At 42.4% G+C, this 22403-nt stretch carries 25 protein-coding genes; 8 read left to right on the top strand and 17 right to left on the bottom strand.

Annotated features, from left to right (window positions below; genetic code table 11):
* Positions 1 to 57: 57 nt before the first annotated feature.
* Positions 58 to 795 carry a sugar phosphate isomerase/epimerase family protein gene (locus tag FD05_RS00620; RefSeq protein ID WP_051990629.1) on the bottom strand — a complete coding sequence of 246 codons (738 nt, stop codon included), beginning with the start codon at positions 793 to 795 and terminating at the stop codon, positions 58 to 60.
* 323 nt (positions 796 to 1118) lie between these two features.
* Here FD05_RS00620 and FD05_RS00615 point away from each other — a divergent pair, with 323 nt between their 5' ends.
* Positions 1119 to 2021, top strand: a complete 903-nt coding sequence (locus FD05_RS00615; protein ID WP_020281480.1) for a proline iminopeptidase-family hydrolase — start codon at positions 1119 to 1121, stop codon at positions 2019 to 2021.
* A gap of 21 nt (positions 2022 to 2042) precedes the next feature.
* Positions 2043 to 3404 (top strand): APC family permease, encoded by a 1362-nt coding sequence (locus tag FD05_RS00610; protein ID WP_020281479.1) that lies wholly within the window; start codon positions 2043 to 2045, stop codon positions 3402 to 3404.
* Between the two features lie 88 nt (positions 3405 to 3492).
* Here the strand turns inward: FD05_RS00610 and FD05_RS00605 are convergent, their stop codons facing one another.
* Positions 3493 to 3921: a MarR family winged helix-turn-helix transcriptional regulator gene (locus FD05_RS00605; protein WP_020281478.1), complete on the bottom strand. Its 429-nt coding sequence runs from the start codon at positions 3919 to 3921 to the stop codon at positions 3493 to 3495.
* A 132-nt stretch (positions 3922 to 4053) separates the two neighbouring features.
* Here FD05_RS00605 and alsS point away from each other — a divergent pair, with 132 nt between their 5' ends.
* Complete coding sequence (gene alsS, locus FD05_RS00600; RefSeq protein WP_020281477.1) at positions 4054 to 5730, top strand: acetolactate synthase AlsS; 1677 nt, start codon at positions 4054 to 4056, stop codon at positions 5728 to 5730.
* 18 nt (positions 5731 to 5748) lie between these two features.
* Positions 5749 to 6462, top strand: coding sequence for an acetolactate decarboxylase (budA, locus tag FD05_RS00595; RefSeq protein ID WP_020281476.1), 714 nt, complete (start codon positions 5749 to 5751; stop codon positions 6460 to 6462).
* A 120-nt stretch (positions 6463 to 6582) separates the two neighbouring features.
* On the opposite strand, the gene FD05_RS00590 is transcribed toward budA, so the two are convergent.
* The 8 genes from FD05_RS00590 to FD05_RS00555 all read right to left on the bottom strand — a co-directional run bounded on the left by FD05_RS00590 (position 6583) and on the right by FD05_RS00555 (position 12308).
* Complete coding sequence (locus FD05_RS00590) at positions 6583 to 6999, bottom strand: OsmC family protein (protein WP_020281475.1); 417 nt, start codon at positions 6997 to 6999, stop codon at positions 6583 to 6585.
* A 136-nt stretch (positions 7000 to 7135) separates the two neighbouring features.
* Positions 7136 to 8332, bottom strand: a complete 1197-nt coding sequence (locus FD05_RS00585) for an NAD-dependent formate dehydrogenase (RefSeq protein ID WP_020281474.1) — start codon at positions 8330 to 8332, stop codon at positions 7136 to 7138.
* Positions 8333 to 8362: 30 nt separating this feature from the next.
* Entirely contained in the window at positions 8363 to 9253 is an 891-nt protein-coding gene (locus FD05_RS00580; protein ID WP_020281473.1) for a 3-hydroxyacyl-CoA dehydrogenase, read from the bottom strand.
* 179 nt (positions 9254 to 9432) lie between these two features.
* The gene (locus FD05_RS00575; protein WP_223602641.1) at positions 9433 to 9684 is read right to left on the bottom strand and encodes a hypothetical protein; all 252 of its coding nucleotides are present in this window, start codon (positions 9682 to 9684) and stop codon (positions 9433 to 9435) included.
* A 160-nt stretch (positions 9685 to 9844) separates the two neighbouring features.
* A complete protein-coding gene (locus FD05_RS00570) occupies positions 9845 to 10582 on the bottom strand; it encodes a hypothetical protein (protein ID WP_020281471.1) in 738 nt (245 codons plus the stop codon).
* 115 nt (positions 10583 to 10697) lie between these two features.
* On the bottom strand, positions 10698 to 11087 hold the full coding sequence (locus tag FD05_RS00565) for a type II toxin-antitoxin system PemK/MazF family toxin (RefSeq protein WP_020281470.1): 390 nt from the start codon (positions 11085 to 11087) through the stop codon (positions 10698 to 10700).
* Positions 11084 to 11296, bottom strand: a complete 213-nt coding sequence (gene mazE / locus FD05_RS00560) for a type II toxin-antitoxin system PemI/MazE family antitoxin (protein ID WP_020281469.1) — start codon at positions 11294 to 11296, stop codon at positions 11084 to 11086. The genes FD05_RS00565 and mazE overlap by 4 nt, the downstream gene beginning before the upstream one ends.
* 166 nt (positions 11297 to 11462) lie before the next feature.
* The gene (locus FD05_RS00555) at positions 11463 to 12308 is read right to left on the bottom strand and encodes a hypothetical protein (protein WP_039933033.1); all 846 of its coding nucleotides are present in this window, start codon (positions 12306 to 12308) and stop codon (positions 11463 to 11465) included.
* Positions 12309 to 12591: 283 nt separating this feature from the next.
* On the opposite strand from FD05_RS00555, the gene FD05_RS00550 reads away from it, so the two are divergent.
* Complete coding sequence (locus FD05_RS00550) at positions 12592 to 12696, top strand: putative holin-like toxin (RefSeq protein WP_039933032.1); 105 nt, start codon at positions 12592 to 12594, stop codon at positions 12694 to 12696.
* 196 nt (positions 12697 to 12892) lie between these two features.
* Here the strand turns inward: FD05_RS00550 and FD05_RS00545 are convergent, their stop codons facing one another.
* Positions 12893 to 13267, bottom strand: a complete 375-nt coding sequence (locus FD05_RS00545; RefSeq protein WP_152436181.1) for a hypothetical protein — start codon at positions 13265 to 13267, stop codon at positions 12893 to 12895.
* A gap of 132 nt (positions 13268 to 13399) precedes the next feature.
* On the opposite strand from FD05_RS00545, the gene FD05_RS00540 reads away from it, so the two are divergent.
* Positions 13400 to 13834: a hypothetical protein gene (locus tag FD05_RS00540; RefSeq protein ID WP_020281466.1), complete on the top strand. Its 435-nt coding sequence runs from the start codon at positions 13400 to 13402 to the stop codon at positions 13832 to 13834.
* A 68-nt stretch (positions 13835 to 13902) separates the two neighbouring features.
* Here the strand turns inward: FD05_RS00540 and FD05_RS00535 are convergent, their stop codons facing one another.
* Positions 13903 to 14571 (bottom strand): hypothetical protein, encoded by a 669-nt coding sequence (locus FD05_RS00535; protein ID WP_020281465.1) that lies wholly within the window; start codon positions 14569 to 14571, stop codon positions 13903 to 13905.
* Between the two features lie 165 nt (positions 14572 to 14736).
* Here FD05_RS00535 and FD05_RS00530 point away from each other — a divergent pair, with 165 nt between their 5' ends.
* Complete coding sequence (locus FD05_RS00530; RefSeq protein WP_020281464.1) at positions 14737 to 15555, top strand: hypothetical protein; 819 nt, start codon at positions 14737 to 14739, stop codon at positions 15553 to 15555.
* Positions 15556 to 15616: 61 nt separating this feature from the next.
* On the opposite strand, the gene FD05_RS00525 is transcribed toward FD05_RS00530, so the two are convergent.
* The 3 genes from FD05_RS00525 to rlmH form a co-directional block, all read right to left on the bottom strand.
* Positions 15617 to 16375 (bottom strand): gamma-glutamyl-gamma-aminobutyrate hydrolase family protein, encoded by a 759-nt coding sequence (locus tag FD05_RS00525; protein WP_020281463.1) that lies wholly within the window; start codon positions 16373 to 16375, stop codon positions 15617 to 15619.
* Between the two features lie 172 nt (positions 16376 to 16547).
* Entirely contained in the window at positions 16548 to 17315 is a 768-nt protein-coding gene (locus tag FD05_RS00520) for a glucose 1-dehydrogenase (protein WP_020281462.1), read from the bottom strand.
* A 146-nt stretch (positions 17316 to 17461) separates the two neighbouring features.
* Positions 17462 to 17941: a 23S rRNA (pseudouridine(1915)-N(3))-methyltransferase RlmH gene (gene rlmH / locus FD05_RS00515; protein ID WP_020281461.1), complete on the bottom strand. Its 480-nt coding sequence runs from the start codon at positions 17939 to 17941 to the stop codon at positions 17462 to 17464.
* Between the two features lie 589 nt (positions 17942 to 18530).
* Between rlmH and FD05_RS11595 the strand changes: the two genes are divergently transcribed.
* Positions 18531 to 18668 carry a hypothetical protein gene (locus FD05_RS11595; RefSeq protein ID WP_020281460.1) on the top strand — a complete coding sequence of 46 codons (138 nt, stop codon included), beginning with the start codon at positions 18531 to 18533 and terminating at the stop codon, positions 18666 to 18668.
* A 70-nt stretch (positions 18669 to 18738) separates the two neighbouring features.
* On the opposite strand, the gene FD05_RS00510 is transcribed toward FD05_RS11595, so the two are convergent.
* The gene (locus tag FD05_RS00510) at positions 18739 to 20919 is read right to left on the bottom strand and encodes a hypothetical protein (RefSeq protein ID WP_020281459.1); all 2181 of its coding nucleotides are present in this window, start codon (positions 20917 to 20919) and stop codon (positions 18739 to 18741) included.
* Between the two features lie 183 nt (positions 20920 to 21102).
* Complete coding sequence (locus FD05_RS00505; RefSeq protein WP_020281458.1) at positions 21103 to 22362, bottom strand: S1C family serine protease; 1260 nt, start codon at positions 22360 to 22362, stop codon at positions 21103 to 21105.
* Between the last annotated feature and the right edge of the window lie 41 nt (positions 22363 to 22403).

Genomic DNA, 22403 nt, shown 5'->3' with positions numbered 1-22403 from the left:
TTTCCAAACTTATCAGCAAACGCTTACAAACGATACGGAAAACGGAGCCTTTAATGTTTAATTTAATGCCATAATTTCATTCAAGTCGTGCTCAATCTCAGCAGATGGAGCAGCATACTCAAAGCCATACTCGTTCACATTAAATTTACTGATTAAAGACTTAATATCAATTTCACCTTTATCTAAAGAAGTTGCAGACTTACTGTTACCAGTTCCAGACTTGTTCTTTAGATGAAGATACTTCGTCACAGAAGCAAGTTGTTCCGCAGCCGTATTAGGCTCCGATTCAGTCCAATACCAGTTAGCAGTGTCAAAACAGAATCCGATCGGTAACTTCGACTTATCAACCAGCTTGAAGAACGCCACAATGTTTTCTAATTCACTTTCTTCAAGTGTTTGATTGTTCTCGACATTGAATTCAAACTCACCATTAGCAGAAATCTTTGCCTTTAGGTCATCTGCAAAGGTTGATGAAATATTATCCACATTTCCAACATTCATCTTCAAATGTGAGGACCCAAGCGCCTTCATTTCACTAATATATCGATCAATATCCGGATTCACTTGCCCCTTTTTGATGAGTGGATCATTAACACTGTAGTACACGCCAATAGCGACCGAATCAGCAGCCTGTTTGATCTTTTCCAATTCAGCAGTACTACCATCCAAAAACTCGTTCCGAATCTCTACAAAGTTAAACCCTGAATTCTTTGCTTTTGAAACCAAATCGGCTTGAGATACCCCCTCATCCAACTGGTCTTTAAAAGCAATTGTATTCAATATATAATGGTTCAAATTCACACCTCCCCTTAATTGATAAATTAGGTTTACCGTTTAACTAATTGAGACAACAGGAATTTCAAAAAGTCCCTAAAAGTCAAGATTAGTCAGACAAAATAAATGGAAAAATAGTTAATCGGTTAACTTAATTTTCAACACAATTGTATGCGATTTCATTCCCAAAGTCAACGAATTAGTCCATTTGTTTTATTCTTATTTTTTGGGTTGAATGTAATTTTTATACACCACTCATCATAGCGATTTGAACAACGCTTAGATTTACACTCATCATATTTTAATGTAAACTATTGAGTAATTTGAAAGAGGAGGAATCCAAAATGAAAAACGGAACTCATATCATTAAGTTAGATAACGGCTACAGCTTATGGACACACACCTGGAACTCTGGTGGCAAAGATCAAATGCTTTGCCTTCACGGTGGCCCTGGGGATACCCATGAAGTGTATGAACAGTTTGGTTCCGAGCTGAAGGATATGGGCATTGAAGTAAACACCTACGATCAGCTTGGATCCTGGTATTCAGATACTCCGGATTGGGATGATCCTGATGTCCGGAAAAAATATCTAAATGAAGACTATTATGTGAACGAAATTGATGAAGTCCGTCAAAAGTTAGGACTTGATAAAATATATCTAGCTGGTCACTCTTGGGGCGGCATGATCGCCATGATGTATGCCCGAAAACATCCTGAGCATCTAAAGGGTCTAATTATCATTAGTATGATTGATAACATTGCTGACTACGGTAAAAGAATGAAGGATATTCGTGAAAAAGAATTCAGTCCTGCCCAGATTGCTTACATGAATGACATTGAGCAACGCGAAGACTTTTCCGATCCAACTTATCGAAAATATATTAAGTATCTGTACAACCAGTATATTCATCGACGTCAGCCAGCTGCCCAAGCACATGTCACGGACATTCAATCTAAGCCGGTGTATAACCATTTTCAAGGCGACAACGAATTTGTGATCACCGGTGATTTGGGAACTTGGGATTATTCTGAAGAAATCAAAAAAATCAATGTCCCAACCCAGCTATTATTCGCGGATCATGAAACCATGCCATTAGAGACCGCCAAACAAATGGCCAAAGACTTTCCTCATGCCCGTCTAGCTGTCACTCCAGACGGCGGTCATAACCACATGGTTGATAACCCAGCCGTTTTCTTCACCAATTTGAGAAATTATTTTAAAGATGTGCGAGCTGGGAAATTTTAAATTCAAAAGGAGACCAAATGTATGGAAAAAGATAATCCAAATTCCACTGCAAAACTATCTGACTTTGGCTATAAGCAACAACTGGAACGTTCCTTAACGTTAAAAGATTTAATTATTTACGGCTTAATTTTTATGGTGCCGATTGCGCCATTTGGAATTTACGGTTCAGTGGTTTCATCATCTCAAGGGATGATTGCCTTAACTTACCTAATTGGGATGGTTGCCATGTTCTTCACGGCAATTAGTTACGGCCAGATGTCTCAAGCCTTCCCAATCGCTGGATCTGTTTACGCCTATGCTCAACGTGGAATTAATAAAAGTGTCGGTTTTCTCGCCGGTTGGATGATTATTCTTGATTATATTTTTGTGCCATCATTGCTATATGTAATTTCTGCCAATTCAATTAAATCGTTACTTCCGGGAATTCCTGTGTGGATTTGGCTAGTATTGTTCATCGCCTTAAACACAATTATTAATGTCCTAGGGATTGAGTTTACTGCGCGGACAAATATTGTATTCTTAGTGGGTGAGATATTAGTTTTACTGATCTTCATGGCCTTCGGGCTTTGGGGGATTACTCATGGTGTTGGTGATGGGTTTACGATCAAACCATTTTTTGATGCTTCGCACTTCAACATGAATTTCGTCCTGACAGCAGTGTCAGTGGCGGTCTTGAGTTTCTTAGGCTTTGACGGTATCAGTACCCTGGCAGAAGAAACCAAGGGTGGCAACAAAACCGTTGGTCGGGCAATTTTATGGGCATTAATGATTGTTGGTGTCTTATTCATCGCTCAAACCTACATCGCCAGTTTGATCATGCCTGACTACAATTCATTTAAGGACTTAGATACTGCCTTCTACGAAATTGCATTTAAAGTCGGTGGACCATTCTTGCAATACCTCACGACAATTGCGACCATCCTTGCTTGGGGGATCGCAAACGCACTTGCTGCTCAAGCTGCCATTTCCAGAATTCTCTTTGGGATGGCACGAGATAAAACTTTGCCGCAGATTTTAGCGAAGGTTCACCCCAAGTTCAAAACACCCTATGTCAGCACTTACCTTGTTGGTGGCATTTCATTAGTCGTTGGTCTAATCTTTATGGATAATGTTGGTGTTTTATCCTCAATTGTTAACTGTGGTGCTTTGACCGCCTTCTTAGTGATCCATGTATCGGTGGTTTATTATTATGTAATTAAGAACGGATCACATCATTATTGGAAACATTTGGTTTCGCCGATTGTTGGATTCATCATCATTGGCTTTGTTATGATCAATCTTGATCCATTGGCTAAAGAGATCGGAATCACTTGGTTGATAATTGGGATTGTTTACTACACCATTTTGAGAATGACGCAGAGAAATACCAATTTGGATTTGTAATTTTACCTTTTTACATCCCCAAATAGCAACATAGCGGTTTATGGGAAAGTCCCATAAACCGCTATTTATTATGAAAAATATACACACGCTACTCCAAACTCTCACTAACAATCGAATCAACAACTTCCTCAATCGCCCCAACCAAAGGACTATCAGGAGAAATCCCAGTCTCAGAAAACCGCGTTTCCCACCAGTTTCGTCTAATGTTTTGAATAACCGGAATCACTTTCTTGCCGGCATCCGTCAAGTTCAACATCATGGATTTCCCACTCCCGGCAGTTTTAGTCAGATAACCCAACTCCTGCATTTTTTTAATTTCACGGGTGGCCAATCCTTTGTCGATCACCAACGATTTGGCGACTTGGTTTTGATTAATTGGCGAGCTGTCGTTGATCGTTAACAAAATGCACGCCGCGGTTGGATTCAAGTCCTGCTCCTTGAACAGCTCACCGGTATCTTTATAGTATTGCCGATGCAAAATTGAAATGTCTTGTGCGAGGTAACCGATATCTTTCAAAATAATTTTCCTTTCGCATTCTTAAATCTTAACGTCAGATTAGCATTTTTTAGTTGACAATTCAACACGATGCCATTATCTTTATACGTAAGTTGAATTGTCAACACACAAAAATGAAGAGGTGTCACTTATATGACAGATAAAAAACGTGGTTCACAGGCTTTAATTCAATCGATGATTAACCAGCAAATTAAATATGTATTTGGCATCCCCGGCGCCAAAGTTGATCAACTATTTGAAGACCTTCAATATAGTGACCAACCCGAAGCACCCAAGCTAATCGTGACCCGCCACGAGCAAAACGCCGCCTTCATTGCGGCCGGCATTGGTCGTTTAACAGGCAAGCCCGGTGTGGTGGCAACCACCTCAGGCCCCGGCGTTTCCAACTTGGTCACGGCCCTCATGACGGCAACCGCTGAAGGCGATCCGGTCATCGGACTTGGCGGCCAGGTTCCCCGTGACGACCTCGCCCGACTCACTCACCAAAGCATCCCCAGCAAAGAACTGATGAGTGTCGCCACCAAAAGCAGCGTGGAAGTTCAGGATCCGGAAAACCTGTCCGAAGTCTTCACAAACGCCTATAACACGGCTATCTCAGGCAAACCGGGCGCTTCATTTATCTCACTGCCGGCTGATGTCTTAAGCGGTGAAGTCACTCGTCCAGAAATGCGACCGCTACAACCAGCGGAGCCTGCTCAAACTGCCACCAAGACCCTCGACAAAGTAATTAAGATGCTCCAGCACGCCAAACTCCCAGTAATTTTAGCCGGCATGCGAGCCTCTTCAGAAGGAGTCACCAATGCGCTGCACCAACTACTGGCAAAGGTTTCACTACCAGTCGTAGAAACCTATCAAGGTGCCGGTGTCATTTCCCATGAATTTGAAAAAAACTACTTTGGCCGCGTTGGCCTGTTCAGAAATCAAATTGGCGATACGTTACTGAAACAAAGCGATTTAGTCATTGCAATCGGCTATGATCCGGTGGAATACGAAGCCCGGAACTGGAATGTTGAACATAATGACCAAATTATCAACATTGATGCCATTGCCCCAGAGCTGACCGTTGATTATCAGCCGAATGTGGTTATCGAATCAGACATCGCTGGCACCTTATCGGCCTTAACCGATGCCTTGCCAGAGGATTATCGGCTTGCTCAATCAGCTGTGGATCAATTAGCCAAGTTACGGGAAGAATTTGATGGTCAAAGCGACGTTGAAATCAACGCTAAACCAGGCACCATGCATCCACTTGATATTGTGAATACGCTTCAGAAAAAGGTCGATGATGACACCACCGTGACAGTCGATATTGGCAGTCATTACATCTGGATGGCCCGCCATTTCCGTATCTACAAGCCTCGTCATCTATTATTTAGTAATGGCATGCAGACCCTGGGCGTTTCACTGCCATGGGCAATCGCGGCCAAGTTGACTCGACCAAACGAGAAAGTCATTTCCGTGTCTGGTGATGGCGGCTTCCTCTTCTCAGGCCAGGAACTTGAGACTGCGGTTCGTCTGAAATTAAACATCGTTCAGTTGATTTGGAACGACGGCTATTACGACATGGTTAAATTCCAAGAAGAAGCCAAGTATGGCAAGAATGCTGGTGTTAAATTCGGTCCGGTGGATTACGTCAAGTACGCAGAAAGCTTTGGTGCTAAAGGGCTCCGCGCCACCAACGCTGATGAGCTGGCAACTGCCCTTGATCAAGCACAAAAAGAAGCCGGCCCGGTCATCATCGACATTCCGGTCGACTACAGTGATAACATTGAGTTGAAGTCAGCATTATTAAAAGATATTTTAAACTAGAAATAAGGAAGTCTTATAATGGGAAAATTTACAACTTTGTATCAGCACGGCACTCTGGCGTTACTGGTCCCCGGCTTGTTGAAAGGCACGCTGACGATGGGTAACCTTCTCAAACACGGTGATACCGGCATCGGAACTGGTGAAGGACTTGATGGTGAGTTAATCATATTAGATGGCAAGCCCTACCAAGTTGATAGTAACGGCAATGTTAATCTGGTTTCAGATTCGTTCATCATGCCATTTGCAAATATTCACTACGCGCAGTATTCACCATTAGTGGAACTGGAGAATGTCGGCCAAGATGAATTGGAAAAACAAATCATTTCCTTAACCCATGCTGCCAACACCTTCTTCTCAATCAAAATTACCGGCAGTTTCTCAAATGTCAAAACGCGAGCAGTGAAGAAATCTGTCCCACCATTTCACACTTTGGCAGAAACCGCCCGCAATCAGAGTATTTTCACGCGAGATCAGGTAGAGGGAACGTTGATTAGTTACTATTCACCTGAACTGTTTGATGGTGCCGCAGTTGCGGGATTCCACAACCACTTTCTGGCAGACGACCACCGGTTTGGCGGCCACTTGTTGGATTTCCATTTAGATAAGGGCGAGGTTTCTTATCAGTTATTTGATACATTTGAACAGCACTTGCCTGTCAGCAATAGTGAATATATGAGCCATGATTTTTCGCGTGATAATATTGCGAATGATATTCATAATGCGGAAGGGTAAACTCGGAATTGATCGGTTACTAGTGATAGATTTTTCTATCACCGGTAACCGTTTTTTCGTATTAAAAAAGAATCAGATTTCTCCAATTCAACGGTTTTAATACATATTCTGCTATTAATCTTACACAAACTGCAATTCAATCGGCACCGCATGCTTCAAGGTCTCATGAACGGTGCAGTCCTTAACCACCGAGCGCATAAACGCCTTGTGCGCCGCCTCATCTAAATTCGTTTCGGCTTCAATCTGAACCACAATTTTGGTCACTGCCGAACGGCCATCTTGATACTGAGTGGTTTCCCCGGTCGTCTTGGTATTGAACTTCTTAATCTGGATTTCAGGGTGCTTCCTTGCGATATCGTTAGCGGTAATGGCCATGCAGCTACCAACCGCTGACAGCAAATACTGCACAGGATTCGGGCCAGCATCCGTTCCATGACCTGCGATTGGCTCATCGACGATAAATTGATGAATGCCTGTTTGGGTGTCGACTTGGGCGCCAACTTTTCTGAGCTTTGATTTCACAATATATTTTCCCATAGTGAACTTCCTTTACTTAAACTTAGAGCCTTGTTTGCACTATTATAGCTGATTTGTAACTGCTTTTGTTGCAAAAGAAGCCCCGATCAGCTATTTCTAGTCAATCGAGGCTTCACAAGTATTTATTTAAATTCGTTTACTTTTCAGCTTCTCCACTCCCTGGTGTCTCCTCACCTTTCTTAACGGTGTAAGATTTGGCACCGGTACCGGCCAAACTACCGCCTTGGGCAATCAGATACTCAGGCCGGATTGGTTTGTCTTCGAGGAAGTCCTCCAAGATTTCACGAGTTCCAGCTGCGTATCGGGCTTGCGCGGACAGCGTGGTTCCGGACATATGTGGGGTCATGGCTTCGTGAGGCATGGTTCGCCATGGATGGTCAGCAGGTGCTGGCTGTGGGTACCAAACATCCCCAGAGTAACCACCGATCTGGCCGGATTCCAATGCACGAACAATCGCGTCTCGATCGACTTCTTCACCACGACTGTTGTTGACGATGTAGGCGCCACGTTTCATCGTAGCAAGCACTTCATCGTTGAACAGATGGTATGTTTGAGCATGAAGAGGTGCTGCCAAGACAACCGCATCAACGACTTTCACCATGTCGTGAACGTCAGGATAGTAGGTTAATCCCAACTCATTTTCAACTTCGTCTGGCAATTGATGACGTTGGTTATAGACTAATTTAACGTCAAACGGTTTCAATCGCTCGAGGACGGCACGGCCAATTCGGCCCGCACCAATGACACCAACCGTCATCCCTTCGATGTCATAGGCTCGGGAAGCGGCGTCAGCGATGTTCCAGCCACCTTCTTTGATGATGTCATGTGCGGGAATAAAGTTCCGGACTAACGCCAGCAGCTGCATGACTTCAGCCTCGGCCACACTAACACTGTTGCTGTATGTGATCTCGGCGACGGTGACGTTGTGCTCGTTGGCTGCGTTCAAATCAACGTGATCGGAACCGATTCCAGCGGTGATGGCTAATTTCAGATTCTTGGCCTTATCCAGTAAATCCTTGGTCAAATAAGCAGGCCAGAATGGTTGGGAAATGACAACATCGGCGGTTGGAAGTTCCTTTTCAAATACAGAGTCGGGGCCTTCCTTGTCCGAGGTCACAACGAACTCCACACCTTTGGATTCAAGAAATTTCTTGAGTCCCAGGCCACCGGAAACACTGCCGAGTAACTCGCCCGGAGTGAAGTCAATCGCTTCAGGAGTTGGAACGGTTGAGCCGTCTGGGTAGTGCGTAATCTTAGGAACGTCATCTCTCACATACTTTGGTGGGAAACCATCTTTAGGATCTGGATAGAGAACTGCTAATACTTTTGTCATGATTATTTGGTCCTTTCATAAACGACCGATCTAAATTTCCATAAACTTCTTGTCTTTATACTCAGGATCTGGATATTTATAGAATCCTTCGCCCGACTCAACACCAAGCTTGCCTTCATCCATCATCTTCTTAAATGCATCGGCAAGTGGCTGTAAAGCTGGATTTTTCTGAGCGCTCGCATTCGTGATGTTGTAGGCGGTCCGAATCCCAACTGCATCCAAAATACCGAATGGTCCCCATGGTGCACCGGTAGCAGCCATCCAGGTACGGTCAATCATCTTGGGATCTGCGATACCTTTCAGCCAGAGCATTCCTGCCGCAGCGTTTAATGGCATCAATAATGAGTTCAGAATGTATCCGGGTTGTTCCTTCTTGAGCTGAATTGGTACCATGCCAATATGGCGGGCATACTCAACGATTTCTTGATAGATAGCCGGATCGGTTTCAGGTGAACCCATGATTTCAGCAGTATTGTTCAGCCAAACCTGGTTCGAGAAATGCATATTCAGAAATTGTTTTGGCCGACCAGTATCCGCCGCAAACATGCTGGGTACCAACGTTGATGAATTACTGGTAAAAATCGCGTTGCTTGGTGCCAGCTTGCTGAGTTTCTTGTAGAAATCATGCTTGATATCTGGATTCTCAGGAATCGCCTCGATGACCAAATCTGCATCTTTAACAGCACCTGCAAGATCATCGGTGAATTGCAATCTTGAAATTCCAGCATTAAATTCCTCGTCCGTAGCGGCGATGTCGTGACGATAAGCATGTCGAAGTCCCTTGATTCGCTCCTCTGCTTTGTCAACGGCTTCTTGGCTAATATCGTAAACAGTCACATCAAAACCTTTAAACGCACTCTGAAATGCAATCTGACTGCCCAAGACCCCACTACCTGCAACAGTCACCTTTCGAATTGCCATAAATTACTCCCCCTCAGGATAAATGTAAACGGTTACAGTTCGAAGCAACTTTATTATCGCAGGTTCCTTGTGAAATGCAACGAAAGGGGCTTGGTATTTTGGTGTTTGTGGATGAGCAAGGAATAGGCCCATAATTGCTGGGATAACAGTAATTATGGGCCCTTAATTTGTGAAGCATATCAATCGTTCTCATGAGCATTCTTCGAGAACTGACTAGAAAGATCGTCCTTCGAATATCCATTTTTCAAAACGGCAAAAAATTCATATCCGCCGTTGCGATAACCATTAATTTCAAATGTATCAATCATGTATAAGAACGGCGGCTTACCCTCACTGATTTGAATTTTGTCGATCGCGCCCAAGACGTCGAACTTCACGCCATCTTTATCGAGCTGCTTCATGGGGATGCTGTCGAAAATGCTGACTACCATGTTATCCAACCTTTCTTGTGAAATACTTGTGTGGTTAATAACCGATTTTACATCAAGATATCTTAAAACTTATGTCATCAACTACAAAATTAAACAAATATATTTCCCAATATTGCAACACATTTGTCATGACATCAATAGCATCATTTCACTGCTATTTCTAACTAAAAGTGATCTGAACAGAATTCTGAAGTTCAGCCAAAGAGTCGATCAAAACTGCTTGATCTTCTAGGTTTCCGATATACAAATTATTGTTATGTTTTTGAAGTCGTCGTTTCATTCCTTCTGATGGGAAAAAAACGTAACGATATTCTTTCTCAATCTCAAATTTCCGATCTTTAACTAAGTTAACTGTTGATATTGCCGATTTCATCCGAGGCTCACCAGGATTTACTTTTTGGGCCAACAACTCTGCATCAATAGCTCGAACATCGCTATAAACCACTGGCCCTTCCAAGTGTTCAGATCCAGACTCAGCAACTATTTTCTCCAGTTTCTTCAAAATTCGACTGTGAATAACATTATAATCTTTGAATAGTACAATTTGTTTGGGGTAATTAGTATCCGACATCAATGACTCATAAAGTCCTTTAATCACTTCGGGTTTAATAAACTCGTTAGTTTCTATACCCGGCCTTAATTGAGTTGTGCAAAATATATTTGCTGGTCGAAAGAAATGAAGCTTTTTTGGAAAATTCACAGTATTTTTGAATATTCCTTTGGTATTGATGAACGGATCGTAGTCCCCTTCTAGTCGATCTCCAATTCCAGAGTTTTTGCCACTATTCTCAATTTCTTGATATTGAACAGTTGTTCCAAAATGTAATTCTCCAACCTTCAGGAATTGATGTAAATGTCGCTTATCAACTAGTTTAATAATCAGTGAATTTGATGACATAATATTATCCTCCAAATAGGCAAGCTGGACTATCAACAAATGATCAATAGACTAAGTCATCAATCCTTCGGTAGTTACTAACCAGATCACGCCTTATTAACATCCTAAAAATAAGTTACTCTCCTGATTCGATCATATTATCAAAATTAAAAATATACACAATAAATTGAGCAATTTCCCCAAAAACATCCATGCGTAGCTCGCCAATTTTTTCGATATTTCGCTTTGGTGAAAGAAAATCAATTGATCTCATCTGAATGGCATTCACTTGGCCATTGATTCCATTCTTCTCATGCACATCAAAAAAACCTGGGCGATTTCGGATTGTACTTGTAATCGGACAAATTTGAATGAAGCCAGTTTTTTTATTGTATTCAGTTGAGCTCACGACTAATGCTGGTCGTCTCTTTTGAATTTCCCTACCTTCTTGTGGATCAAAAGTTGCCCATATTAAATCAGCCTGTTCAGGGGTATAACCATGATATGAGTACTCAAATTCTGTCATATTTCTTCCCGTCCTGTAGTATGGTCGTCAAATTCTTCACTGTTGTGTTCAAAATGAACATTTTCATCTGTAAACGGATTTTTCATCTTGGGAATGTAAGTAAATGAACCATCTTTTCCTTTTACGGCAATCACTTCGGTACCGGACTTAATACCAAACTTTTTAGGGACGGTGACCACAAGCGAATTGCCTTGTTCTCTGACTTTCATAACTTATCCCTCCAATGTATTCACGATGTATTCATTTATATTATATCACGACTTTTGCATTTATGGTTTACAAATGTTTTTTAACAGTATCACAAGAAAAGGTACAGCTCACACTATTCAACTAGTAGAAGCTGCACCTTGATTACGGATGTATAATTAAAAATTCTCAATATTTAAACGTATCGTTATCATCATTATCCCCATAATTCCAGCCATCAATAAAGCCATTGTCGTAGCTGGAGTCACCATCACTGTCCCAGAAACTCGTGTGTTTGGGACCATGATAATTGTGCCGATGACGCAACCACAGGAAGATTCCCAAGAGAATGATCGCCAGAATAACGATGGCCGTCATCTGCGAAAAATCCAACCCAGGTTCGACATCTTTTATGGCAACATATTTATTCGTGAAATGGTACAGGTGGTTAAATGAGCTCATAACGTTATCCGCACTGGTATCCGTGTAATTGAATTGATGCGTCAGAAAAAAGCTGTGGAGCGTTCCATCTGCAATTTCCCCGATCGAGGACAATAATGGCAGCACCGAGTATTTGTAATTGGGATCGACAAAGATAATATTGACCTTGTTTGTCGCGTCATTATTTTTCTGGACACTTTCATAATCATCCGATGAGTATGAAGTATGAGTGTACTTGCTAACCAAAGCATCGTGCAAACCCACGCCTTCCTGCTGCAGATTGGCAAAGTTGAACCCCAGTTCTTTTAAGGAGTCCCAATCCATATAATAATCGCCATTATTGAGATCATCATTTTTCATATCAGTCGAAATAAACCAAATCTGCTGCTTATTAGGCTTGGAAGCCAGTTGCTCGTTAGCATCAGTAATCGCCTGCTTTTGGCTCTCGCTAAGAATTCCCAACTGATCGTCAATTACCGGTGTTATGTCGTAGTCTGCGAATGTGGGCTTGATCAACATCAACATGCCAAATATAACCGAAATGACAAGTAAAATCGGGCGGATCAGCTTACTATTAGTGTGTCGCGCGATCATGGCTAAAGAACTCCCCTCAGTAGTTTATTGGATATGATTTAATAATACCGCTATCGTGGGGAAATAACTATGTGGTTATTGAGAAATGAAAATATTACTTCTTTTGAATAAATCAATAATTTTCTGATTATCCTTGTGCTCACCCTATTCACATAGTTTGCCTTTTCTAGTATAATTATATTTCGTAGAGAAGTTAAGGCGGTGGCTATTTCCTGAAAAAGGGGTGGTGCTTATGGTGTTAAACCGATAAAGCTCACAAATCCTAATGAAAGGAGTAGCCTAAGTGTCCATTTCGGACGCTTTACAACTAGCAATTGGGACTGGTCTGTTGATCATTAACCTGATTGTCTTAGTTGTTGAGTTGATTAAAAATCAGCAAAAAAAATAGCCGCCTTAGCTCTGACCAGCTAGCGGTTATTTTATAACCTGTTCATATGTCACCGTCTTATGCGGCTCTGCAAGGAGAAGCTCTGTTAACCCAGAGCTTCTCTTTTTCTGTCATTATTATAACATGCATGGTAGGGATTGACGAACACATATAATCAAGAAGTCAAAACCAGAATGATATGGTTTCGCCACTTTAATTAATACCTATAAAACATCCCACCATGATACAACCGATTATGAGTCACATACCGCCAAGTATCCGTTGTGTAGTGCTGATACTTCATATCAAACATCTTGAATTTGTATGTATGATGACCGACATACTTGTACTTCAACCGGTTATATCCCTGACCAAATTTACCCCCCGGCGTGTATGAATTATACATATCAATCTCAGATTTCCGAATGTGGAACCAGACCTTGTGAGTACTATCTCGCCAATTACCACGGAGTGCCTTTGGTGTCCCCCGATGCCAAGTAGCAGCGTTGGCAGATGAACTTGTAGAAACTAAGCCGATCCCTAAGCCTATCAAAAGTGTTGCAGTCGTTGCAATGGCCTTTACTTTCATCATAAAATCCTCCCTATCGGTGTTCTTACACATTAATTATACTGCCAGTTCAGAAAATGTACGTAAAATCTTCGCATCCCAGTCGAGATGAAAAGGCTATAATTAAATCGTAAATATTTGAAGGGAGTATGACTCATGAAGAACTTTAAACTAGGATTAGCGTTAATTTCATTGGGATTTGGAATGTTGTTTTTCGCACCACACCAAGCAAATGCCATGATCACGCACACGACGCCACGGGCGATGCGGGGAACTTGGTACGGTTATAGCAAGGATTATGGATTTTGGGAGAAAATTCATGTGACCCGACATTCATATCGATACTCAAGTGAAGGCCAAGGATACAGCTTAAAAGGTCGTAAATTATCAGTTGTTTACGGGCGAAGTCATCGGCATACAATAGTGACGTTTCAGCTGACTGGTCATGTTGCTGCCACCGATTCTTATCACTTCGGCAAGGCTAAGGTAAACGGCCACTATCATACCGCCTTAATTCAAGACGGTACAATTGCCATGTTCCATTCCAAAGTCAAACACTATTACATTCCTCGAGGATACCGATTCATTTAATCTCAAAGTAACAAATCGTAAAAAAGATCAGATAACAATCTGATCTCACAATTCCAAACAAAATTTTCTCAACTCAACCAAGAATCAAACCAAAACTTCTTCTTGGTAATAATGTCCTGCGCCAATTTGGCCAGGGCTTTTTCTTTTGTGTAAAATGCATCCCCATCAACCTTCTGATGGAATTCTGCGGTCAAACTCGCGAGTTCATCTTTGTCGGTGAATACCCATTTCAAGGCGTCCAGCTCTTCTAAAATCATCACTAAACTAATGGCATCTTGGCTGATCTTTGCGGCGCCAATCTGCTTTTGCAAATAATCTCGAACCTGCTTGCGGGCGGCATCCTTTGGCAGATAGATAATATGCGTATCCAAATTTGTTTTAACCGACTTTTTTTCCACCAAACCATCAGCCAGCAACTCCGCGCCAACACCGTCATAAATCTGGTTGGCAATGTCCCAGCTGGTGATAATCTCCAACTGCTTCTGCAGGTCATGCCCCTGTTTGATTTCATCAATCAGCTCTGACTTGAAAACACCAAAGTAGTCCGGTAACTCGGCAAATTTTTGCTCGTCTTTTACTGAAATGGCATCCCCAATTCCCAGAATGCCTTGATCCACCAAATCAAACAAAGCTGCCAAGACAAAATAAGCCTGAGCAGTAAATCGCGTCCGCAGCATGGGCTTCTTGCCGATTCTCTCGGTTAACAATAAATAATTTTTCGCAGTGGTTAGTTGCACGGTGTTACCTCCTCTAACCTAATAAGTTCTACCAACAATCTTACCTTTCCAAAGCTTGATTTTAAAGCACTTCGCCCCTCCAAACACAATTAACCGCTTTCATTCAACACCTTGCAAAATAATGATGATATACTCACCGTATCAAATGCACGAGGGGGAATTTCAATGGGCTCGCATCATCATCACGCCATATATACGCTACTGTTCACGCTATTATTTGTCTTTGTTGGTATCCAACCAGTCCACGCTGCGCCAAAAGTTCGACCGGTAATTTCTGATGAATTGCATCTACTCAACCATGACCAGATTAATGAAATTAAACAAATTAACCGTACTTTGATGAAAGCCAAAAATCCGCAGCAATTATGGGTGGTCACGTCGAATGTGCCTGCTAAAAAAATTGAGGGTGATTATCCAGATTATGAGTCCATTGAAGACTCTGGATTTTCATTAAACAGTTTAAATGATGATGCTAGCGGGGATGGAAGCTACTTCACTCACAAATTCATCAAATATGATGAGGATGAAAATTGGCCAACCAGACAAACTATCCAATACCAAGTAAATATGATTATTGTTGATCCAAATCTTAAGTATCATGTTATGCCATTATTATCATACTCAGTAACTCAATCAATTGGCGACATTCGAAACTACATCCTAACCAAACAGATAAATTTTAATGAAGTCTCAGGTTCAAATACAATGCAAACTGTTAACGTTATTGCTGGACACATTGAAAAACATTTTTCAAATTCTGAGCAAATCAATCCTGGAATGTCGTGGGACGATTTGACTTTTCGAATCATTTTCGCCCTTATTGTCATTTGGATTATCCTCCACATCCGGTACCGCAGAAAGCATCCCAAACGAATTTGGATTGAGGATCCGGATGAACCCCGGCGTGATGACAATTACGACAGTGGCTACCTTGATGGCCACTACATCGGCCTCCACGAAGATGATGATCGTGACGACCACTAACAAAATAGGATTCGCCACAACTTGGTCAATCCAAATTGTAACGGATCCTTTTTAATTTGCTTTAATTTGAGGAAAGGTCTGCTTCAGCGTTAGCCGTCGCAAATTTTTCCACCCTTGCCATAAAATCCGCAAATAATGCATCTTGCTTCTCGTCGGTCCGGAACATGGCTTCAGGATGCCATTGAACACCGATAATCAAGTCATCCTCCTTGCTTTCAACGCCTTCAATCACACCGTCTTTGGCAAGCGCAGAAATGTTGAGCTGAGAAGAAACTGCCTTGACCGCCTCATGATGATGGCTGTTAACCAAAGTCGTGTCATCACGCCCGATGATTTTGGCCAGGTAAGAATCCGGCGTCACAGAAATCGTGTGGGTACCTTGTGGCATCGGCGCTTTCTGGTAGTGCTGGAGAGTTGGCCGATTGCGCTGACTGTATAGGTCTTGGTAAAGCGTGCCGCCAAGGGCAACGTTTAACACCTGAACCCCACGACAAATACCAAAAATCGGTTTGTGCTTGGCGACTGCCAGTTTGACCAGTTCAATTTCACTGGCGTCCAAAAACGCATCGGTGTCGCCTAAATTAGGTACCGGTTCCTCCCCATAAAACTTCGGGGCAACGTCCGGTCCACCTGGCAGTAATAAACCGTCGATCACATCCACATATTGTGCCATTAATTCTGGATTTCGTGTTGGGATGAGGACGGGGATGCCGCCGTGTTTGATGACGCCGGCAACTTCGTCGTTGTTGACAGTGTTGCGATCCAAGTTTTTAATAACTCTGATTTCAGCGGGAATTCCAATTGTATAATGTTTGCCCATGGCGATCACTCCTCGTAAATTTGTTGTTGCAAAAATACTAGCACTGAATCATGGAAATGACCACTACTTAACCTGAACCAACTGATTAACCAACGGTGGGTCTACGTTTCTTAATTGAATTTTCTTGACAAAAAACCGCGGAACAAGTCCACGGTTTCAAACAAAATCAATTTTAATAAGCTGTCCAACCGCCATCTACCGGCAATACAGCACCATTTACATAACGGGCTTCATCGGAAACCAAGAACAGGGCAGTGTTTGCGATTTCTTCTGCGGTTCCGGGTTCAGGTGAGGCACCCATCCCTTGGGATTGACGCTCAAAGCCAAATTTATCAACGTTTTTACCCATTGATTCAGCAATGTTGGTCTTGATCCCACCAGGAGCGATCGCATTAACTCGGATCCCATCATTTTGGTACATATAGGCGGTGTTCTTGGTCAAACCAACAACCGCATGCTTGGAAGCTGTGTAGGCGACTCCGGCACGGCCACCATTTGTTCCACCAACGGAAGCAATGTTCAAAATGACTCCTTGCTTCTTCGGCAAGAATTCTTTGATTGCGGCACGAGTTGAATACATCACGCTGTCTGTGTTGACCGCAAAGACTTTCTTCCACATCTCATCGGTCAAATTGCCAACTGGCGCCATGTTGTCCATGATTCCGGCATTATTAACGACAATATCAAGTTTGCCAAACTCATCATTGGCGAGCTTGAACATTGCCTGAATATCGTCTTCCTCGGAAACATCCGTCTTAATGGCAACAGCCTTGCCACCATCTTTGGCAATATCAGCAACGACTTCATCAACCCGATCCTTGTTCAAATCTGCAGCAACAACGCTTGCACCTTCAGCGGTAAACAACTTGGCCATTGCGGCGCCCATTCCTGAACCGGCACCAGTAATAATGGCTACTTTATCCTTTAAACGATCTGTCATGAAAAAGCCTCCCTTTCTTGCATAAAACGCTTACGACCTCATTATATCTGGTCGGAGATGGGGGTGTAAAAGAAAGGCGTTTGAAATTTACTTTCATAATACGGACCACGCAATGTACAAAATCATCAAAGTTTAGTTAGACAGCCTCATTTATGATACGGACTCCCCTCATTAATCATAAATGCCCGGTAGATCTGCTCGCTCAACACCAATCTCATCAACTGGTGGGGTAAGGTGAATCTGCCAAATGAAATCTGGGTATCGGCACGATCGAGAACGTGCTTCGACAGCCCCAGCGAACCACCAATCACGAAGGTAATATCGGAATGACCATAAGTGGTCAAGTCCGCAATCTCCTTCGCGAACTCTTCTGAAGATCGCTCCTTACCTAGGATTGCGAGTGCATACACGTACTCGCGATCCTTTATTTTGTCCAGGATTCGCGCACCCTCTTTATCCATCACCTCATCCATTTCAGCTTGGCTGAGAGATTCGGGTGCCTTCTCATCGGGAACTTCCACAATCTGAAACTTGCAAAAACGCGACAATCGCTTTGCGTATTCCGCAATCCCCTGCTTAAAATACTTTTCCTTGAGTTTACCAACAACGACCAATTTGATATTCACTATGTAATTTCCTCCAAAAGTTTGATGATCCTGTGTAAAAAACGGTGCTTATGAACAAGTTGTCCACAGAGTTATCCACAGGTTTATGCACCTAATCAATTTTTTGATGACCCGCATTATTTTAAAAATTGTCAAGCCTCAAAAATGTTATCCACAGAACTGTGGACAACATGTGTTCGCAATCTTTCACCGCAAACCCTATTATATCAGTCTTTGTTACGACGAACAAACCCCTTTTTAATGACAAAAAAAGTTATCCACAATTTCTGTGGATAACTTCGCGATTTCGGGGGATAACTATTCAACGTTATTCTACCAATGGATAACAGAACCTTGTGGATTGTCCACAGAGTTATCCACAGCCAAAATGTGGATAGTTTATCAAATCTTTACATCCGCTGAATCTTTTAAATAAAACCGGGGTTGTCGTTCGTATTTATATTATGTGTACGGTACAAGTTCCATGTATTTGGTAAGGTCGTTCGTAAACAGTGATGCGGTCCAATGTTTGCGGACAAATCGTACCAATTTTCATGATCTTACATGATATAACCCGAACAAATCTAGTTTAAAGATTGGAGAATGAGTGATGACAGTTAAATTGATCAATAATGATGGGGAGCTGATATTGCCGATCCCTGGGGATATTTGCCCGAAGCATGAGGCTTATACCGTGTTTCAGACTCAGGATGGTGTTATCTTGTACATTCCTTTGAATACAATCTAACCACAAATCGAAAAAAGTACCCAACAACAAACAATGTGTCGGGTACTTACCTAATCAATTCGTATTAAACCTACTTTGCAGTAGCATTATTATACAATTCCTGTAGTGAACTAACAGCATAGTTTTTGGCATCTAGGTTAATTTTATGCCCATCACTACTGCTGCTTCTTAACGTAATGTCTTTACCAGTAGTGCCAATCGTGACATTACCATCCTTATCAAATAGTGGAGTCGTACCAATTGCAACGCCTTTGTCATTTTCTTTGGCTGTAATTGTCATCTTATAAACCCAAACGTTCTTGCCTTGCCACTTAGAATTAAATATCGAACCAGACGTACCATTTAAATCATCAGCCCCAAAATGAGTTCCACCAAACAGGTAAGGAGGCTTATCATCTTGTGCCGCATAATAAATCGTAGCCAATCCTTGATCTTTTAATGCCTGATTAAATTTAGCAACAGAAACAACGTCACCTGCATACCCATTAAGATTTGAATCTGCAACTAATGCTTTACTAAAGTTTGTATCACTGTCGCGTTTGCCGTTTGAATTTTCAAAATAGTTAACGGGTTCATCCTTGGTAGTAATAATTTCCCAAGCTTGGTCAAAGAAACTAAATTTTGAAGCCAAGGCCTTCACTGGAATCTTAGCAACAATCAACTTAACACTTTGACCATAAGCAGCCTTATTCAACGCAGCCAAATTGGCCTTAAGTTGATCAGCGGTGAGGTCAGTAGTGTAGTATCCCTTAATACCAGCAGCTGCCAATAATGTATCATAGGCTGCCTTTAAAGTATCAGAGTTGGTCGAAGTTGGATCACCTTTGCTGGCAGCTTTAATCGTATCTAAAGCAGTCTTATCAGCAGTAGCTTTCGTCAATGTGGTTGAACCAACAGGGTTTCCAGATTGATCAACAAACGACAACTGAACCTGATTATCCTTAATTGGATTTACAGCAACCGTCTTAATGGAAACTTGGTTACCGAATGTAGTTTGCGCAATTAATGCTTGTTGGTCCGTCGTCAATGTGTTGTTGGCACTTAATGCAAAACCAGTACCTTTCAAAGCATCAACTAATTTTGCCTGAATGGCAGATGAATCAGCTGCGGCCAATGTCCAAGTTGAACCATTCTGGGTTCCAAGAGGTTGACCATTCACAGCGTTAGCATTTGTGTAATCAACGTAATTGATCACATTACCGCTTGGGTCAGTTAAGACAATCCGAACGGCCTTATTAATAGTTGGTTTAACAACTGAGATGGTGACACTTGATCCAAAAGTCCCTTGAGCAATCGCTGCCATTTGGCCTTGAGTCAAGGTAAAGCCGGTGTATCCGCGTGATGAAAGTGCTGAAGCAATCTGTGATTGGATAGCACTAGAATCATTTGAATCCAACTTCCAAGTACCGTTGACGTTGGAACCTAATGTGGCACCTTTGGTAGCGCCATTCTTGGCGTAATCAACGGAGGTAATTGAAGCACCAGTAGCTGAATCAACTAAATTAATGCGAACAGCGTTGTCAGCAATTGGTGAGTTAACATTCGTTGCGGCCTTCAAGCCGGAATATAAAATCCAGCCATCAGCACCGGAGTTACCATTATTAATCGCATAGATGTGAACCCATTGATCGCCTTCACGCGTTCTGGTTCCGGTTTGGTCAATCTTGTAGGTCACATTTGCGTATGGCGTCGAGTCAGTTACCTGACGACCAATCTTATATTGTGTCCAAGCTGGCTGCTTGTATGTAACCGTTTGGTTGTCATTAGCAGTTCCTGGATTAGCAAACTGGAAAGTTCCAGTCGTCATATCATTTGAAAGTGACCCTTGCTGAAAGGTTTGATAAGATTTCAAACCACCGGCAAAGTTAGATCTACTCTTGCCACCGTAAATCCAACCGCGGTCCTTACCATCGAAGGTAACAACCTTGTAATAAACCTTACCGCGGTTAGTTCGGGCAACTCGATATGCACGGACATTTTTGGCGGATCTGGTAGATTTGGCAAGATCCTTCAACGTGAGCGTTGTGGCAACTTTCTTAGCACTCTTCAGTGAAGAAGCCTTGGTCCACAGCGCAGCCTTCCCAGTGAAGGCAACGTTTCTTGATGAAGCGTCCGTCCGTAACTTGACGTTCGAAGTAACTCTTACCCGTGACTTTGCCGAGGCAGTTGCGGATTGCGATATCCCAACTGCAGCAAAGAATCCGAGTGCAGCCATCGAAACAACGACTGATTCCTTAATATGAATTCTCATGTGCATTTCCCCTTTGGTGAATTTGTACTACATCCCCAATTGTATCTCATTCGTGAATTAATTAACATTACACGAATATTAAGTATTACACTTATGTTAAGTAAGCGAACCCACCCAAATCATCTCCAGATATAAAAATAACCCCCGTTCATCACTGAACGAAGGTTATCTGTTTAATCATCACTATTTAGTTGCTTCACTCAAAACTTTGCTGGTTGCTTTTTCGTTCAATGTAATTGAACCAGTCTTCTTGTCACCCTTGTGGTAGTAAGTTACAGAAATCTTGTCACCAATCTTGTGTTTGTATAAGATATCACGCAATTGACTTTGTTGGGTGATCTTAGTGCCATCCAACTCGGTAATGACATCGTATTTGGCCAATCCAGCCCGCTTAGCAGGTGAATTCGAGTTAACATTGAGAACGACTGCACCTTGGGTCACACTCTTAGGCAGCTTCAAAATAGAGCGTTGCTGCTGCTCGGAAATGTTCGACAAGTCTGTGTAGCCAATTCCCAATGCTGGACGGATTACTTGACCGTTCTTGATCAATTGATTGATGATCATAACCACTTCGTTACTTGGAATTGCAAAGCCCATTCCTTCAACACTGGTACCTTGTTGATCAGAAGCCAACTTCATCGAGTTGATTCCAACAACTTGGCCCGCGAAGTTGATTAATGGACCACCTGAGTTACCAGGGTTAATGGCGGCATCAGTTTGAATAACCGTTGCGTTACCAATTTGGGCACCGCTTTCTGAGGTTTGTGGCACTTCCCGTTTCTTAGCGGAAATGATTCCTTGGGTCACTGAAGTTGCGTACTGAGAACCAAGTGGAGAACCAATTGCGAGAACCGGTTCGGCAACCTTGATATTATCAGAATCACCAAACGTAGCGACTTTTGTCACTTTATCAGACTTGATCTTGATAACTGCCAAATCAGAAACGGCATCTTTTCCGACAACTGAAGCGGAAACCTTGGAGCCGTCACTCAAAATAATTTCAAGGGCGTTGGCACCGGCAACCACGTGGTTATTGGTAACGATATAAGCGGTATTGCCGCTCTTCTTATAAATCACACCGGATCCTTCACTTGAGGCTTCAAGTTCGCCGCTGCTCTTCTTGCTACTTGAAGAACCGCCTTGAATTTGACCTAAGATACCAGACAATGTGTCATCATTTGAACTTTGTTTTTGTAAATTAATAACAGAAACGACGGTGCTCTTAGTTGCGTTAAACGCCTTTTCTGCTTGTGTATTGAGGTTCACCTTCACATTGCTGACCTTGGTGTTGCCATTCTTGTTCGTGCCAGAGACCAGCTCTGTTCCAGTTCCGTTATTGTTGTTATTGAAATAAGAAACTCCGCCGTAAGTAATTCCGCCGCCAAGTGCGCCGGCGATTACAGCGGTCGCAATGAATTTTCCAAAACCATTATTTTGTGCCAATTAGTGTGCCCCCTTATTATTTTATATTACCTATAATATAC

This window comes from Lentilactobacillus otakiensis DSM 19908 = JCM 15040, from assembly GCF_001434145.1.
GTDB classification, from domain to species: Bacteria; Bacillota; Bacilli; order Lactobacillales; family Lactobacillaceae; genus Lentilactobacillus; species Lentilactobacillus otakiensis.
This window is presented reverse-complemented; position numbering and strand designations above follow the sequence as displayed.

Coding starts and splice junctions, on each gene's coding strand:
- FD05_RS00615 (WP_020281480.1), top strand. CDS start 1,119: ATGAAAAACGGAACTCATATCATTAAGTTAGATAACGGCTACAGCTTA.
- FD05_RS00610 (WP_020281479.1), top strand. CDS start 2,043: ATGGAAAAAGATAATCCAAATTCCACTGCAAAACTATCTGACTTTGGC.
- alsS (WP_020281477.1), top strand. CDS start 4,054: ATGACAGATAAAAAACGTGGTTCACAGGCTTTAATTCAATCGATGATT.
- budA (WP_020281476.1), top strand. CDS start 5,749: ATGGGAAAATTTACAACTTTGTATCAGCACGGCACTCTGGCGTTACTG.
- FD05_RS00590 (WP_020281475.1), bottom strand. CDS start 6,999: ATGGGAAAATATATTGTGAAATCAAAGCTCAGAAAAGTTGGCGCCCAA.
- FD05_RS00585 (WP_020281474.1), bottom strand. CDS start 8,332: ATGACAAAAGTATTAGCAGTTCTCTATCCAGATCCTAAAGATGGTTTC.
- FD05_RS00580 (WP_020281473.1), bottom strand. CDS start 9,253: ATGGCAATTCGAAAGGTGACTGTTGCAGGTAGTGGGGTCTTGGGCAGT.
- FD05_RS00575 (WP_223602641.1), bottom strand. CDS start 9,684: ATGGTAGTCAGCATTTTCGACAGCATCCCCATGAAGCAGCTCGATAAA.
- FD05_RS00570 (WP_020281471.1), bottom strand. CDS start 10,582: ATGTCATCAAATTCACTGATTATTAAACTAGTTGATAAGCGACATTTA.
- FD05_RS00565 (WP_020281470.1), bottom strand. CDS start 11,087: ATGACAGAATTTGAGTACTCATATCATGGTTATACCCCTGAACAGGCT.
- mazE (WP_020281469.1), bottom strand. CDS start 11,296: ATGAAAGTCAGAGAACAAGGCAATTCGCTTGTGGTCACCGTCCCTAAA.
- FD05_RS00555 (WP_039933033.1), bottom strand. CDS start 12,308: ATGATCGCGCGACACACTAATAGTAAGCTGATCCGCCCGATTTTACTT.
- FD05_RS00545 (WP_152436181.1), bottom strand. CDS start 13,267: ATGATGAAAGTAAAGGCCATTGCAACGACTGCAACACTTTTGATAGGC.
- FD05_RS00540 (WP_020281466.1), top strand. CDS start 13,400: ATGAAGAACTTTAAACTAGGATTAGCGTTAATTTCATTGGGATTTGGA.
- FD05_RS00530 (WP_020281464.1), top strand. CDS start 14,737: ATGGGCTCGCATCATCATCACGCCATATATACGCTACTGTTCACGCTA.
- FD05_RS00525 (WP_020281463.1), bottom strand. CDS start 16,375: ATGGGCAAACATTATACAATTGGAATTCCCGCTGAAATCAGAGTTATT.
- FD05_RS00520 (WP_020281462.1), bottom strand. CDS start 17,315: ATGACAGATCGTTTAAAGGATAAAGTAGCCATTATTACTGGTGCCGGT.
- FD05_RS11595 (WP_020281460.1), top strand. CDS start 18,531: ATGACAGTTAAATTGATCAATAATGATGGGGAGCTGATATTGCCGATC.
- FD05_RS00510 (WP_020281459.1), bottom strand. CDS start 20,919: ATGAGAATTCATATTAAGGAATCAGTCGTTGTTTCGATGGCTGCACTC.